The 14,188-nt window shown below is 52.0% G+C and carries 11 protein-coding genes; 4 read left to right on the top strand and 7 right to left on the bottom strand.

Features of this window, described 5'->3' with window-relative positions; translation table 11 throughout:
- The first annotated feature begins 378 nt into the window (after positions 1-378).
- The 4 genes from QZP87_RS03525 (at position 379) to QZP87_RS03510 (ending at position 5,255) form a co-directional block, all read left to right on the top strand.
- Positions 379-1,239 carry a phosphate ABC transporter substrate-binding protein gene (locus QZP87_RS03525; protein WP_291321534.1) on the top strand — a complete coding sequence of 287 codons (861 nt, stop codon included), beginning with the start codon at positions 379-381 and terminating at the stop codon, positions 1,237-1,239.
- A 95-nt stretch (positions 1,240-1,334) separates the two neighbouring features.
- Positions 1,335-1,826, top strand: coding sequence for a hypothetical protein (locus QZP87_RS03520; protein ID WP_291321533.1), 492 nt, complete (start codon positions 1,335-1,337; stop codon positions 1,824-1,826).
- Positions 1,827-2,122: 296 nt separating this feature from the next.
- Positions 2,123-3,079, top strand: coding sequence for a phosphate/phosphite/phosphonate ABC transporter substrate-binding protein (gene phnD, locus QZP87_RS03515; protein ID WP_291321532.1), 957 nt, complete (start codon positions 2,123-2,125; stop codon positions 3,077-3,079).
- Positions 3,063-5,255, top strand: coding sequence for a sigma 54-interacting transcriptional regulator (locus tag QZP87_RS03510; protein ID WP_291321531.1), 2,193 nt, complete (start codon positions 3,063-3,065; stop codon positions 5,253-5,255). Before phnD ends, QZP87_RS03510 begins: the two co-directional genes overlap by 17 nt.
- A 173-nt stretch (positions 5,256-5,428) precedes the next feature.
- Here QZP87_RS03510 and QZP87_RS03505 read toward each other — a convergent pair whose 3' ends face one another.
- From QZP87_RS03505 to mgtE, 7 genes are all read right to left on the bottom strand, one after another.
- Positions 5,429-6,613 (bottom strand): cytochrome c biogenesis protein CcdA, encoded by a 1,185-nt coding sequence (locus QZP87_RS03505; RefSeq protein ID WP_291321530.1) that lies wholly within the window; start codon positions 6,611-6,613, stop codon positions 5,429-5,431.
- A gap of 89 nt (positions 6,614-6,702) precedes the next feature.
- The gene (locus QZP87_RS03500; RefSeq protein WP_291321529.1) at positions 6,703-7,320 is read right to left on the bottom strand and encodes a molecular chaperone TorD family protein; all 618 of its coding nucleotides are present in this window, start codon (positions 7,318-7,320) and stop codon (positions 6,703-6,705) included.
- 68 nt (positions 7,321-7,388) lie between these two features.
- Positions 7,389-8,507 (bottom strand): NrfD/PsrC family molybdoenzyme membrane anchor subunit, encoded by a 1,119-nt coding sequence (nrfD, locus tag QZP87_RS03495; protein ID WP_291321528.1) that lies wholly within the window; start codon positions 8,505-8,507, stop codon positions 7,389-7,391.
- Between the two features lie 113 nt (positions 8,508-8,620).
- Positions 8,621-9,346: a 4Fe-4S dicluster domain-containing protein gene (locus tag QZP87_RS03490; RefSeq protein WP_291321527.1), complete on the bottom strand. Its 726-nt coding sequence runs from the start codon at positions 9,344-9,346 to the stop codon at positions 8,621-8,623.
- A 14-nt stretch (positions 9,347-9,360) separates the two neighbouring features.
- Positions 9,361-11,928: a molybdopterin-dependent oxidoreductase gene (locus QZP87_RS03485; RefSeq protein ID WP_291321526.1), complete on the bottom strand. Its 2,568-nt coding sequence runs from the start codon at positions 11,926-11,928 to the stop codon at positions 9,361-9,363.
- Positions 11,929-12,515: 587 nt separating this feature from the next.
- Positions 12,516-12,767: an MgtC/SapB family protein gene (locus QZP87_RS03480; RefSeq protein WP_291321525.1), complete on the bottom strand. Its 252-nt coding sequence runs from the start codon at positions 12,765-12,767 to the stop codon at positions 12,516-12,518.
- A 159-nt stretch (positions 12,768-12,926) separates the two neighbouring features.
- Positions 12,927-14,188 (bottom strand): magnesium transporter (mgtE, locus tag QZP87_RS03475; protein WP_291321524.1); only part of this gene is annotated, 1,262 nt, incomplete at its 5' end.

Genomic DNA, 14,188 nt, shown 5'->3' with positions numbered 1-14,188 from the left:
ATCTTCAAATTTCTATGTGTGCTCCCGCTGTAACCCTCTGAATCCATGAAGCATTCCTCTTCCACTGTTAACACTACAGAGAAACTTATGATTGACCTCCGGGGACTGGCTCTCCCCGCACTTATTTTTAAAACCTGTTAATCATCCTTTAGAAAAATAAGTGCGGGGGTGCCTGTCCCCAATTGAAATACCATACTCTTTTATAAGTTTCGCTGTAGTGTTAATAGTGGAAGAGGAATGCTTCATGGATTCAGAGGGTTACAGCGTGAGCACACATAGAAATTTGAAGATTGAAAAAAACTATAAATCCAGAATGTTGCACGAGAGCTTTCTTCTGTCCTGGCCATGAAAATACAACTTAAAAATGAGGTGTTGAAGATGCAGGTTAAGTTAATGATAATGGGGTTTTTTGCTCTTGGATCTCTGTTTTGTTCGGCAGCGCCCTCAGACAGTGCTGAACAGAATGTGCTGAATATTGCCGGGGCGACCACCATTCAGCCAGTGCTAGAAGTTCTGGCTGACGATTATCAGCACAAAAGCGGGCAGACAGTTCAGATCCAGGGAGGCGGCAGCAGCAGAGGAATTGAACATGTTCTTCAGGGGCATGGACCTCTTGGGGCTGTATCCAGGGCTTTGACGCCGGAAGAAAAAAAGGAGCTGGATTACGTGACCATAGGCAAAGACGCCCTGGTTTTCATTGTGAATCAACGCAATCCTGTTGAGAGTATAGACCGCGATACTGCTGTCAGGCTTTTCTGCGGGGAGATAAAAAACTGGAATGAACTGACGAACTGGGAGCGCAGCGTGGTGCTGGTTACAAAGGAAATGGGCCGCTCTACACTTGATCTGTTCGAAAAATATACCGGGGTACATCATCCAGACAATCCTGAAGACAGTGAGAATGGACGGGTGGATGAATCCGCCTACGAAATCGCTTCCAATCTTGACGGGGTGACCCTGGTGGCTGGAATGCCCGGAGGGGTGGGATATATGTCCCTGGGCGCCTCCGAGTATCTGCGGGATAAAGGTATGCCTGTCAAAATTCTGGAGCTTGAAGGTTATTCCATGGACCGTGACAGCATAGTCGCTGGAGATTATCCCATCAGCAGGGAGCTTAACCTGGTTTATAAAGAAGAAAACAAAGATCTGGTGCAGGGTTTTCTGGATTTTTGTCTGGGGCGCACAGGTCAGGAAGCTGTGCGTGATCTCGGGTATATTCCAGTAAAGGAATCGCAGTAAGAAAGGAAACAAGAGGGTATCATTTCAAAAGTAATTTATAGGTTCAGCATCCGGCAAGCAAGAATGTCGGATGAAAGCTGTCAAGGAGTTGCATTATGAAGATGAAAATCATGGCCCCGGTTCTCATATTGCTGGGAGCTGGCCTGGCGGTGCTGGCGCTGCAGTACACCGATATTTTCAACTGGGAAAAAGAGGAGGAGACCCTTGAGCTAACCGAAGCCCAAATGGGCATGTTTCTGGACCTGGAGCGCAAGGTCAAGGCGGTCAGGCAGTCAGTTCAAAACGGTATACTTGCACAGGATGAGGATTTTTTGATCCAGGCCTCCAATCAGTCTTTAGAAGTTTTTGATCTTATAGACAGCCTCACAGATACATTTCCGGAAGCTGAAGGCCTGGAAGAGGCTTATCAGGACTTTTATGCCAGCCTGGTGTCCATTATAACCCTGTTCATGGAAAATCGACTGGAACCCGGACGGGCCAGGCTTATGGAAATGGAAGAAAGTCATGCTTTTATTGACAATAAGCTGCGCGGCATTGTGGCTACTGTCACCGGCGAGGGATGTCTGCCATGTTTTCAGGACCTGTAGACGGGCTGTGGGCTGCAGCCTTGGGAGCGTGTCAGCAGGATTATTCATGTCCAAATGCTGAACAGCAAATCGAAACAAATGGTCAGCATTGCCATTGATCCGCCTTGACCGGAATGTAAAAACATGTTGTTATTCAGCCGGAGTTTTTTCCAGGGCATATTTCACAATAGAGTGGGGTTCGACCGCTCCTGCGGTCATTTTGGACGCGGAGCGTCCGAAGATTGTTCCCACGCAGAGCGTGGGAACAATAAGACAACGTATAGGTTATTATTCCTTATTTCCTAAGAGTTTAACGTATGGGATATACAATTCGCAGGGTGTTTTTTTGTGTTGCTTTGCTGTCCTTGATGACACTCTGGGGCTGCGGCAGTAATGATGACGAGTACGTAACGGTTGATTTTTCAGATACCGTGGAAGTGGATGAGGAGCAGCCCGGCTATTCGGACAGGCCCAGGCTCAAGGCGGCGGTGGGGGCCATGATTTCACCGCGGGAGACTTTTGAGTCCTACAGGGAGATTCTGGTCTACTTGAGCCGGGAAATGGACATGGACCTGGAGTTCGTGCAGCGCAAGACCTATGAAGAGGTCAATGAGCTTCTGGGCAAAAACGAAATTGATCTGGCCTTTATCTGTTCCGGACCTTTCGTGCGCGGCAGGGAGAAGCATGGGTTCAATCTCCTGGCTGCTCCGGTGGTGGACGGCAGCCGGCACTATTATTCCTATCTCATAGTTCATGAAAACAGCCCGTATGAAAGCCTGGAAGATCTGCAGGGTAAAACTTTTGCCTTTACCGATCCAGACTCCAATACCGGGCGCATGGTTCCCCTTTACTGGCTGCATGAAATGGGTTTTGAACCCGAAGAATATTTTGAGGATATTATTTATACCTACAGCCATGACAATTCCATCCTGGCCGTTTCCAAAAACCTGGTGGACGGAGCTGCAGTGGATCATCTTATCTGGGATTACTTTCATAAAAGCGGCAGCGAGATCACCGAGAATACCAGGATTATCAAAAAATCCCGTCCCTTCGGGATACCTCCCATAGTGGCCTCTCCGGGCATATCCCAAGACAAGGCCCAGAGGCTTAAAGAAGTGTTGCTCAGTATGCACCAGGACGACAAAGGTAAAGAAATACTTTCATCACTTATGATCGAGAAGTTTGTCGCCGCTGAAGAGCATTGGTACGATTCTATCCGGGATATCTACAAGACCTTGAAGACCTGTGAAGACCAAGATGCAGCTAAGCCTTAAGGGCACCCTTATCCTGACTATAGCCGGCCTGGTTATGCTCAGCATTCTGGCAGTGGCCCTGCTGGCCTCGCACCACTACGCCAGGAGCCAGGAAGAGCTCCTGGAAGCCCAGGCGGTGAATCTGGGGCACACTTTAGGAGAAGAGAGCACCGATTTTGTTTTGACCAACGATCTGGTCAGTCTGCAGAGAAGACTGGAGCGCTACAAGCAGACCACTCCACAGGTGAGCTATCTCTTTGTACAGCGCCAGGACAAGATTCTGGCCGCAGTGTTCCAGGGAAACGGGGTCCCCAGAGAGCTTATCGATGCCAACCAGCCCCTGGACAAGCATACATCCAGTCTGAAGAAGATCATGTCTAAAGAGGGAGACAAATACCTGGATCTGGCTGTTCCCATGTTTGAGGGCCGTGCCGGTGTTCTCAGGCTGGGTTTTTCCGAGGAGCACCTGAGTATGCAGGTGGCTCAACTGTGGCAGGGCATTTTTTCTTTGGCCCTGGTGATACTTGTACCGGCCCTTTTTATCGGCCTGGTGCTCATAAGCAGGATCACCAGGCCCCTGGCTGCACTGGTAAAGGCCGCCGGGGAAGTGGAGCCGGGAAAAAAAATGGATGTGCAGTTTAATGTACAGGGTCAAAAAGAGATTCAGGCCCTGTCTGATGCCTTCAGGCGGATGACCTCCAGGATTCAGGAGTATACCACCAGGCTCGAGGAGCGGGCCGAAGCCCTGGAACACGCCCACAGGAGGATGCAGACCACCTGTGAGGTGGCCAGAAATGTATCCGCCCTAAGCGATATGGATGAGATAGGCGGATATCTCATGCGCCGCATCAAGAAAATTATTCATTGTCCTTCGAACCTGATTCTGGTTTTTGGTCCGGACCGGGATGTCTTGTTTGTGATTACGGAAAAGGGGACATACCCGGTAAGCGACAGGCAGACCGCCCAGAGTATTGACGCCGCTCTGCAGAACCTGCAGGGAGTGGAGAGAATCGACGGCCGGGTCTTTGAATCGCTGCCCCTGCCTGAGGGTTTCGTTCTGGGAGAGAAGCAGGTTGTAGTGCCTCTTTACTATGAAGATATCCTGTGCGGAGCTATGCTTGCCTCATGCTCCAGCAAATGCAAATGCGACTCTGATTCCATGGAACTGATAAGCCTGGTTTTATCCCATGCTTCAGGCACCATCCGCAGGGCAATACTGCACCAGGAAGAGATCAAAAAGCTCAAGCAGGGGGTATCCGAGTCTGCAGGCTTTGAAGGCATGATTGGCCGGGATTACCGGATGCAGACCATTTACAGGCTAATCCAGGACGTGGCCCCTACGGATGTTACAGTGCTCATTCAAGGAGAATCAGGTACGGGAAAGGAGCTGGTGGCCAAGGCGATTCATGCCCGCAGCTCCCGCAGGGACAACCCTTTTGTGGTCATCAACTGTTCAGCATACCCTGCCACACTTCTGGAGAGCGAGCTTTTCGGACATGAAAAAGGGGCCTTTACCGGAGCTATCAGGCAGCGACCGGGCCGTTTCGAACAGGCCAGGGGAGGGACCGTTTTTCTGGACGAAATAGCCGAGGTTGATCTTTCGGCCCAGGTTAAGCTTTTGCGGGTGTTGCAGACACAGAAGTTCGAGCGCCTGGGCGGGGAGAAGAGTATTGAGGTTGATGTGCGTATCCTGGCCGCCACCAACAAGGATCTTCTGGAAGAGGTCAAGGCCGGGCGCTTTCGGGAGGATCTTTACTATCGCCTGGACGTGGTGCCCATCAACCTGCCCCCCCTGCGGGAGAGAGGCAATGATACGGCTCTTCTGGCCAGGCATTACCTGGAACGCTTTGCAGCAGTGCAGGAAAAGAGGATCAATGAGATAAGCTCCTCAGCCATGCGGGCTCTTCTGGACTATTCATGGCCAGGGAACGTGCGCGAGCTGGAAAATGTCATGGAGCAGGCCGTAGTCCTGTGCAAGGGCGAAACCATAGCCCTGGAGGATCTTCCCGAGAAACTGCAGGGAGCCAGGCCGGCCAGGCGTAAAACCATTGAAGATCAGGAGAAGAACCTTCTTCTGGAGACCATGGAGGCCTGCGGATGGAACAAGAAAATGGCTGCTGAGCGTCTGGGCATAGGCCGCAGCACCCTGTATGGCAAACTTAAAAAACATGGCATAATGGATAGATTTTCTTCTTAAGGCGGTACTGGTCCGCAACCGAAAGATTAAATCTGCGTAACTGCTCACTGTAGAAGTGTGCTCCAGCAGGTTGGTGAATAGTTACCAAAAAATATGTAAAACAGGGCACATCCGGGTCGCTCAAAAGAGTTTTCCGGTGTCTGATCCCGGCTATGCCTGTCTCCCTTTTGTTGTCATAAGGCGTAATAAAACAGGTATATGCCTCCCAGTATCAGCAGCACGCCGCAGGTTTTCCGGAGTACAGAGGAGCCCGGGGACAGCTCATTCCAGCGCAGGAAGAAATAGAGAAAGCTTGGCGACACTCCTGCTGCCACCAGAAGCAAACAGTGGGCCAGGGCAAAGATGCCCAGGAGCAACAGCCCGAAAACCTGCTCTGCCGATGCCAGGGACAGAGTCAGTCCCAGCATGGGAGCCATGAAAACAAAAGTGCACGGCCCCAGGCCCACGCCAATGACAAGTCCCAGAAATACTGCCCCTTTCTTGCTGCTGTTTTTTGGAACAAGTCTGTCTACCAGGGACCAGTGCAGCGGCACCAGTCCTGCCAGGTTGAGACCAAAAAGCAGCAGGACTATCGCCACCAGGTAATAGGGCAATGAACCCAGGTCGCCAAGGAGACGCCCCGCCATTGCAGTGATTACACCCACAACCATAATGCATATCAGTATCCCCAGGGCAAACATCAGGGATAACACTGTAGCCCTGGCAGCGGTTTCAACCTTTCTGCGGTTGATGTAGCCGATAATCAGGGGGATACTGGCCAGGTGACAGGGGCTCAGGATCACGCTCAGTATTCCCCAGACAAAGGCTGCAGCCATGGCGGTCAATGGAGCACCCTGTACCGCCAGGCTGAGCCGGGAAAAAATATAGTCCAGCGACAAATAGTCCCCCACACCACGTGAAGGCACGACTATCTGCACATCATAGCCAAGGTCCGCCCAGGTTTCCAGGATATGCTTTCTGGAAAGGTAGCCTTCGTGGCGGTAAAGCTCCTCTCCTTCTTTATCCAAAAAAATTTGAGTGGGGACCATGCGGATATCCAGCTTTTCCGTGACCCCGGAATGTTTGTGCATGTCATAGTAATGGGTTTCAAAGATGGAATCATAGTTTGCCTGCAGTTCCAGAAGGTCGCCGGCCATGCGTCGACAGGGTGGACAGGCTGCTACGCCTACGTTTACCAGGGCCGGTTTTTCCAGTTCTCCAGATAAAACTGCATCTGGTTCAGGAACTGTCCTGGAAGTGATTACTTCATAATCCGAGCCTAAGGCCCCTGAAGGCATAAAAAGGATTGCAGCCAGAAATGCCAGGCCTGGCAGCAGGCCTTTCAGCAGGCCTGTCAGCAGAGAAACCTTTTTTTGCATGGCTGCTTCTCCTTTTTAATGCTTATCCGGATTAGCAGATGTAATTTCAGCCAAATTTTGCCCTCTCCAGGGAAAGGGCAAAAAAGTGGTCAAGATGGACGTATCAGTCCCAGTTCCTGCTTGTCCTTTAAAATGACCGATTTTGTGAGTCTGGCCAGGTGGCGGTAGAAGTCGGAGCTGGTGTTTTTAAAGAGCGTATCCGCAAAAACAGGACCCCACAGACCCAGGTGTCTCTTTAAAAAGTCCAGCCTCTGGGTTCGAAAATCAATGGCGCTTGCCTGGTCTTTATTTTCCAGGGCCTGGCTTTCGTGGTAAAGCAGATAGTACATGAATTCAAGCTCAACAGCGATATGATCCGGGGGGTCATTGAAGTCTTCAGACATATTCACACCTGCTTTGCGGTATGCGTTTTGCGCTTCTACGGCGGAGTCGTCCATAATCTGCTGGTTTTGCATGTTGTGCTGAAAATAAATTGAGCCGTAGGGAGGAACAGCCAGCTCAAAGGGTCCAACAAAAAGCCTGGAGTATTCTTTTTTCAGGGCAAGCATTTCCTTATCCCGGCTTTCCATGGCCTTTTGCATTTCCAGGGCCGGTTCCAGCAGGTCCTGGTCCCATTCCTCTATCGCGGGGCTTATTCTTTGCACTGCCTGCACCAGCTTTTCATCTGGCTGGAAGTAGCAATCTGCTAATGATTTGTAGACCTGCATTTTCATATGCAACCTTTATAATTTTTTAAATGCCCGGGAGATGCAGGGTGCTTCCCCCGGGCATTTTGTTAATGTTCCGGAGTTGCTTCCAGATTCAGGTACTTGACCCCCAGAGAGTAAATCATCAAGCAGAGGGACAGGGCCAGGATGATTGTGCCCCACTCGAAAAAGCTCGGGGTATAGGTAACAATCTCCGGCCTGGTTTCAGCCATGGCACCAATGGGCATTACCTGGGCCGACAAAAGCATTACCAGCCTTCCGGCGAACATGCCCACCAGGGCCAGTACAGAAGCCACCACCTTGCCTGCCGCGGTCTTGCGTATGGCAGGGACGACCATCAGGATCAGCGGGATTATCAGGCCAAGCCAGAGTTCCATCTGGTAGATGCCTGTCCCGGCGATATACCTGAAGCCCTGGAATTCAACCTGCAAAGAGGTGTAGCCTATTATGGCCCTGAGGATAAACACAAACAGGGCTATGGCCAGCATCACGGCAAAGATTTTGGCCACCTTGTCAAAGGCATGCTCCTCCTGATGGGACATACCGCCCCGGATTGCGGTCTGTACAAAAGAGGCCAGGACTATGGCCGCCATGCCGCTGGTCAGGGCTGTAACCGCGAAGTACAGGGCGGTAAAGTGTCCAAAGAATGCTGGCCTGGCATCAGCAGTGCCGAATACAACGCTGAGCGCTGTGTAAGCCATGATCATCAGGCCCAGGGCCAGCAGGCCTCCTGTCCAGCTTCTGGTAGTATGCCATTCACCCTTGTTGATGAAGTAGAATTTGATGAGCACAAAGGTCAGATAAAAACCATACAGGACCGCCATCCACCATATAGGGGATGCGGGATTGGGCGACAGACCTATCCAGACGGTATTAAGCAGAGTGGACATGGGACCCAGATCCAGGCCCTTGCACATGATGCCCACCAGCAGAGCGGCAAAGGCCAGCAGGGCCGCACGTTTGGCAAATGGATAATATTCCTTGAGCCCGAAGATGGAGGGCAGGGAAGACAAGAGGGTCAACCCGGCCGCTGTAAGGGCAAAGAAAAGATATCCGGCCATGGGCATGGCCCAGAATGTTACGTCGTTGAGATTATATACCCCAAGGCCTCTGACTACTACTGTCAGGGCCGTGAAAAGCCCTATCAGCAGGCCTATCCCCAGCAGGCCGAACCATGCTTTACTCATTTAAAAAACCTCCTGTAGATGTGTCCCGGATGCAATGCATCTTGACTGCATTTCCGGGTGATGTTCAAGGTGTTTTCCGGCAACAACAGGGTATTACACAGAATATGAAGATCTTAGATCATGCCCTTGCCAGCTTCGTACACGCAGGGGCAGAATTCCCTGACATAAAACACTCTGGGCTCAGTACCCAGTTCCGGCCGGAGTTTTTCCGCCCGGAACAGTCCGAGCAACCGGTTTACCAGACTGTCCGGGTCGTCCAGATCTCCGAAGATACGGGCATCACATGGGCAGACCTCCACACACCAGGGCAGCTCACCGTTGACCACGCGGTGGCGGCAGAAATGGCATTTCTCCACAACCCCGGTGGGCCGGATGGCCTGATAATTGTAGTCCGGGTCCGGGTTGTACAGGGGCCAGTTGGGCACATCCAGGGCCCGGGCCTGTTCCCGTGGGGACATGGTACAGTCGGGTATCACCGCGTCATCATTTTCCCATTCCCTGTGCGGCTTGTTCCAGGTATAGTTGATCACCCCGTAAGGGCAGTTCACCAGGCAGTAGCGGCATCCGATGCACTTGTTGGGATCGTGGGCTGTTATGCCGCCCTCGACCTTGTGTAGAGCCCGGGTGGGGCAACCGCGCACGCAGGGAGCGTTCTCGCAGTGATTGCAAAGCGTGGGCCGGTAGTAATATCGAACATTGGGAAATGTGCCCAGGGTCTCGGTCATCTTGTTGGACCAGCGCACCCCTTCAGGCAGGTTGTTTTCGTTCTTGCATCCGGTAATGCAGGCTCCGCATCCCCCGCAGCGCTGCAGATCTATGACCATGGCATATCTTGGCATCTATCTATCCTCCTCTATACTTTTTCCACTTTAAGACGGATGTGGCCGTAAAACGCTGTAGAGCCGCTCAGGCGGTCGTTGTCCGCGGGAATGATATCATTGTTGTTGGCTCCGTGAGCCTCCTGACCGAAAACTTTGGAGGCATAGCGTCCGTAGGCCCAGTGTCCCTGGCCGAAGCACTTGGCAACAGTGCCGGGCATGCATCCTTCCCAGGTGTTGAGCGTGCAGGTAATGCTGCCGATGGGAGAAGTAAGGCGTACCTTGTCTCCGGCTTTGAGCCCCAGTCTTTCGGCATCCCTGGGATTGAGCTTGGCCACATCATCGTATGGAATATCGCCTGGATCCACGTCCTTCATCTCGTTGTACCAGGCACAGTTGGCCGAGCGTCCCTCTCGATTGAGCCTGGACTTGTAATCCACAAACTTGAAGGGATATTCTTCCGGGTCCCCCCATTCGTAGGGGTTTTCATGGTGGGGTATGAAAGCCATCTCCCCCCTGGCTTCGTAGTTGCAGACCTCCAGGACGCGGTCTACGCTGACGTTGTGCCTTTCTGCGTGTTTTTCCAGGGCTTCCTTTAAGGTCTCACTATAGAATTCGAACTTGCCTGTCTTGGTGCCCATGTTGCTCCAGCGGTGGCGGTATTCGTACTCATCCGAATTCCAGCAGCCGATTTCCTTGAATTCATCCCAACTGTTGAACCTGTCTCCACCCTGGTGCTTGCTGGGATCCCAGTACCGCTGGGTCCTGATTTTCAGGGAATACAGGTCCAGTTCCTCGCCGGTTGTGGGTTCTCTGCCGGTCTCGGGGTCCTTGAATGTTTTGTAGAAGTTGAGCAGGTTGTCAAAGCCGCGTTCAGCCAGTTTTTCCGCCAGCATCCAGGGTATCTCTGTTTCCATGGCCTTGGCGTCCCAGATGGAATCCACCATGGGACTGCTGATGGCGGCTGAAGTATGCTTATGGCTCGAATGGCTGAGGGTGGCCCACTGCTCGTACATGCAGTTTTTCACCGGCAGGACCACATCGGCGTACCAGGACATCTCAGAGGCGTGGGTGGTCATATGGGCGAAGAATTCAAACTTTTTCATGGCCTCGGCCCAGCGCTGCGTGCCCGGACAGGAGAAATTGAAGTTGGCGAAATAACCCATGCCCACTTTGGGCAGGTAGGGATCTTCGTCCAGCATGGCGTCGGCTACGTTGTTGGTGTTCACACCGCCTCCTGACACCCCACGGGCAAGGTTGGGCCATTCCAGACGTCCGCGCTGATCGATCTTTTCCTTTTGATTACCTTCTTCAGCAATGGAGTCTATAAAGTCGTTATGGGACGGCAGGCCATGATAGTTATTGGAATTGTAGGCCAGGACCCCGCCCTCATTGTCGATGCCTCCGGTAAGGCCGTTGAGGGCGTAGGTGGCCATGGAAGCGTAGGATCCACGGGGCTGCATTCCAGGCCCTCCGCCCACCCAGACCATGCATCTGGGAGCGGCGTCGGCAAATCCCAGGGCAACCCTTCTGATCTGGTCAGCAGGAACTTCGCAGAGCTTTTCCGCCCATTCAGGGGTGGTATCCTTGACGTGCAGGTTCCACCATCTGACCAGGCCATGGGTGTGATTTTCTTCAAAGGTATGTATAGGTACGCTTTGCCCGGGTTTGAATCGGTTTTCTCCGTCCTTGAAGTCGCCCACAAAAGGCTTGTACCACATGCCCTCGGTGAGGATCACATGGGCCATGGCACAGGCCAGGGCTCCGTCATATCCCGGCTTGACCGGCAGCCATTCATCGCACTTGGAACCGGTGCCGGACAGCCTGGGCTCAATAGAGCAGATTCGGGCGTTATCCAGGACCTCACCCCAGTCCCTCAGGGCCGTTGAAACCTGGCGATTAGCCACCAGGGGGTCTGCGCCCCAGCATAACACGTATCTGGTCCTGGGCATGTCGTACTGCATGTAGGCCCATTGTCCATCCAGGAAATAGCGCATTTTCTCGGCCTCGGCGCAGATGGAACTGTGAGATATGTTGTTGGGAGAGCCGATTATTCTGGGGACGCTGCTGTAAAACATGCTGTTTACCGCAGTATATCTGCCCCGGAATAGAACAAACTTATGGGTCTCGCGGTTGTCTCGAAGTTCCATAATTTTATCCGCCAGCATGTCCAGGGCCTCGTCCCAGGAAACAGGTACAAAACCCGGGTCTTCATTTTGTCCCTTATTGGGGTTGGTCCGCTTCATAGGGGTCTTGACCCGGTCCGGATCATAGAGCTGCTGCAGGGCCAGGTGCGCGCGCGGGCAGCAGTATGTGCTGTTGGTTTGGGAATGCTCGTGTCCCCGCATCTTGATTGCCCGTCCGTTCACCACAAAGACCTGCAGGGAGCACCAGGTGGTGCATCCTGTACAGAAGCTGCTTTTCCATTCACCCTGCATAACTCCGGGCGCAGCATGGGCCGTGTCCGTGCTGAGCGCCCTGAGGGTGGGTCCTCCCATGGCCAGGCCGGCGCCTGTAACTGCTGCCCCCTTGACAAAGGTTCTACGGGAGATCCTGGTGGACCCGCCGTGATCTTCACTGCCGCCGATGTTCATTTGTTTCATGGCTCCTCCTCAAAGTAATTAATAATATTATAAAACAGCCCAAAAAGCTTTACCTGTAAATCCATAACACTACAGCGAAACTTATAAAATACAGTATGGTATCTCAATTGGGGACAGGCACTTTTGCCGATGGAAAACTGTCAACTGCTCAAAAATCCCGACGGCAAAAGAGCCAGTCCCCGGAGGTCAATAAATAAGTTTCGCTGTAGTGATAAGGAAATAAAACCGTACATTTTAACAGGGCAAGCATCGTGCCACCATGGGCGATGGCTTCCGGCAAGGGGCATGGCTCAGCGGTCAGCTCATATGACTGGATTAAACTTTATGCAGTGAAGCAGTGGAAAACATACAAGAGCAGGGTGATTTTTGTGTTCTATTCAGACATGAAACTGATGAGAAAAGTATAAGTGAATAAAATCAGACTGTTGATTGTGTCCAAAATTTGGACACACGGGACAGATAATGAGGCAGGGTGTTGAGTTTTTTTCTGGGCAACACCATCAACCGGATATGCATGACACCCCAGATCACGGTTTTATCCAGGCGGCGCAATGGGCATAGGCAGCTATGCAAGCATTATGCAACACTTATTTTATGACGAACCCTAAGAAGCCAATTCCGGTAACTACCTGCGAGGCTACCCGGGTAGGACTGACATCATCTTCAACCATCATGGACATGAGGGTAAAACAGGCCGCTCCAATACATACCAGAGTGTTGGTCCGCAGACCGGCCATTCTTTGCCTCCACTGCCTTTCAATGCCCACAGCTGCTCCAAAAACTGCAACCGCCGCCAGTGGCAGAAATATTTCAAAAGAATATGACATGAGGTCCGTCATGGCTGTTAATGCTCCCAAGGCCGCCTTGGGTGAAAAAGCGGTGCGACAGCTGCCAGCCATCCAGCCGCATTTTCACCCAGAGCGGGATTGATGTTTTGCTTGTGTATAAATCTTGCGATCAAATTCAAGGATCTTTAAGTTGTAAGTCAGCTTTTATGACTAATTAAGCCAGGCACTGAGGAAGATGCTGGCGGTTGTGAAGTAAATTGCCAGCCCCGAGATATCCTTGACTGTTGTAATAATCGGGTCAGAGCCCGCAGCCTGGTCCAGGCCCATTCTGATGAGCACGTATGGAGTCAAAAAACCCAGAGCTGTAGCCAGGGTAACTGTCAAGAACAGTGAAAGCCCTACAGCGTAGCCCAGTTCGGGTATGCCCTGCCAGACAATGGCTATAAGCATGGCCGCAACTCCTAGAAAAACACCCATTCCTGCACCTATGCTGACCTCCCTTCGAAAGTGACGAATAAACCTGCTCATATTTATATGGCCCAGGACAAAGGCCCGGGTAAAGATTGTCGAGGACTGAGTGCCGACATTACCGCCCATATCCATGATAACCGGGATGAATATGGCCAGGGCCACTACGGCCTCCAGGGTCTCTTCGAAGGCATCTATAACACCTCCGGCCAGCATTCCCCCCATAAGAGTGATAATCAGGTAGGGCAGGCGGACTTTCCACACATGCCACACAGATCCAGAAATAAGTCCTGTACTCCTGGTCTCCTCCCTCTTGTAAATCATGGAGCCGATGCCCGCTTTTTTGAACATGTCTTCAGTGGTTTCCTGTTCCATTATGTCCATGGCGTCGTCCACGGTGACTATTCCCACCAGACGGTTTTCCTGGTCCACCACAGGAACGGCCAGCAGATCTTTATCCTTGAGCATTTCGGCCACTTTCTCCTGATCCGTATGGGTGCGGACCTTAAGTACCTGCGTGCTCATAATGTCCCTGATCCTGGCGTCTTTTGCTGCAGAAACAAGGTCCCCGAGAGATAGTACTCCCAATAACTTTCTGCTGGCATCAGTAACGTAAAGCACATAAACAGTCTCAGCGCTCTTGCGCTGGGCACTTACCCATTCCAGGGCCTGTTCCTTGGTCATATCCTCTTTCAGGCTGACATATTCAGGAGTCATGATCCGGCCTGCAGTCTGAGCAGGATATCCGAGCAGAAGTGCAGTTTTGTTACGCTCATCTTTGGTCAGGCTGTCCAGGAGCCTTTTGGTTACCTTGGCCGGAAGCTCATCCAGCATCCTGACCCTGTCGTCGGGTTCCATTCTCTCAAAAATTTCGTTGGCTTTTTCATGGGTGAAGGATTGAACAAGCTTCTCCTGCATGCCGGCCTCCAGCCTTTCAAAGACCTCTAAGGAATGGTCCTTTTTCAGCAGTCTGAAAATGACCACCACGTCATCCCACCTGCCTT

Source organism: Desulfonatronospira sp., from assembly GCA_003563255.1.
Taxonomy (GTDB): domain Bacteria; phylum Desulfobacterota; class Desulfovibrionia; order Desulfovibrionales; family Desulfonatronovibrionaceae; genus Desulfonatronospira.
This window is presented reverse-complemented; position numbering and strand designations above follow the sequence as displayed.

Excerpts from the sequence above, each read along its gene's own strand:
- QZP87_RS03485 (WP_291321526.1), bottom strand. The coding sequence starts at position 11,928 with ATGAAACAAATGAACATCGGCGGCAGTGAAGATCACGGCGGGTCCACC.
- QZP87_RS03490 (WP_291321527.1), bottom strand. The coding sequence starts at position 9,346 with ATGCCAAGATATGCCATGGTCATAGATCTGCAGCGCTGCGGGGGATGC.
- QZP87_RS03520 (WP_291321533.1), top strand. The coding sequence starts at position 1,335 with ATGAAGATGAAAATCATGGCCCCGGTTCTCATATTGCTGGGAGCTGGC.
- QZP87_RS03505 (WP_291321530.1), bottom strand. The coding sequence starts at position 6,613 with ATGCAAAAAAAGGTTTCTCTGCTGACAGGCCTGCTGAAAGGCCTGCTG.
- QZP87_RS03500 (WP_291321529.1), bottom strand. The coding sequence starts at position 7,320 with ATGCAGGTCTACAAATCATTAGCAGATTGCTACTTCCAGCCAGATGAA.
- QZP87_RS03480 (WP_291321525.1), bottom strand. The coding sequence starts at position 12,767 with ATGACGGACCTCATGTCATATTCTTTTGAAATATTTCTGCCACTGGCG.
- QZP87_RS03510 (WP_291321531.1), top strand. The coding sequence starts at position 3,063 with ATGCAGCTAAGCCTTAAGGGCACCCTTATCCTGACTATAGCCGGCCTG.
- QZP87_RS03525 (WP_291321534.1), top strand. The coding sequence starts at position 379 with ATGCAGGTTAAGTTAATGATAATGGGGTTTTTTGCTCTTGGATCTCTG.
- nrfD (WP_291321528.1), bottom strand. The coding sequence starts at position 8,507 with ATGAGTAAAGCATGGTTCGGCCTGCTGGGGATAGGCCTGCTGATAGGG.
- phnD (WP_291321532.1), top strand. The coding sequence starts at position 2,123 with ATGGGATATACAATTCGCAGGGTGTTTTTTTGTGTTGCTTTGCTGTCC.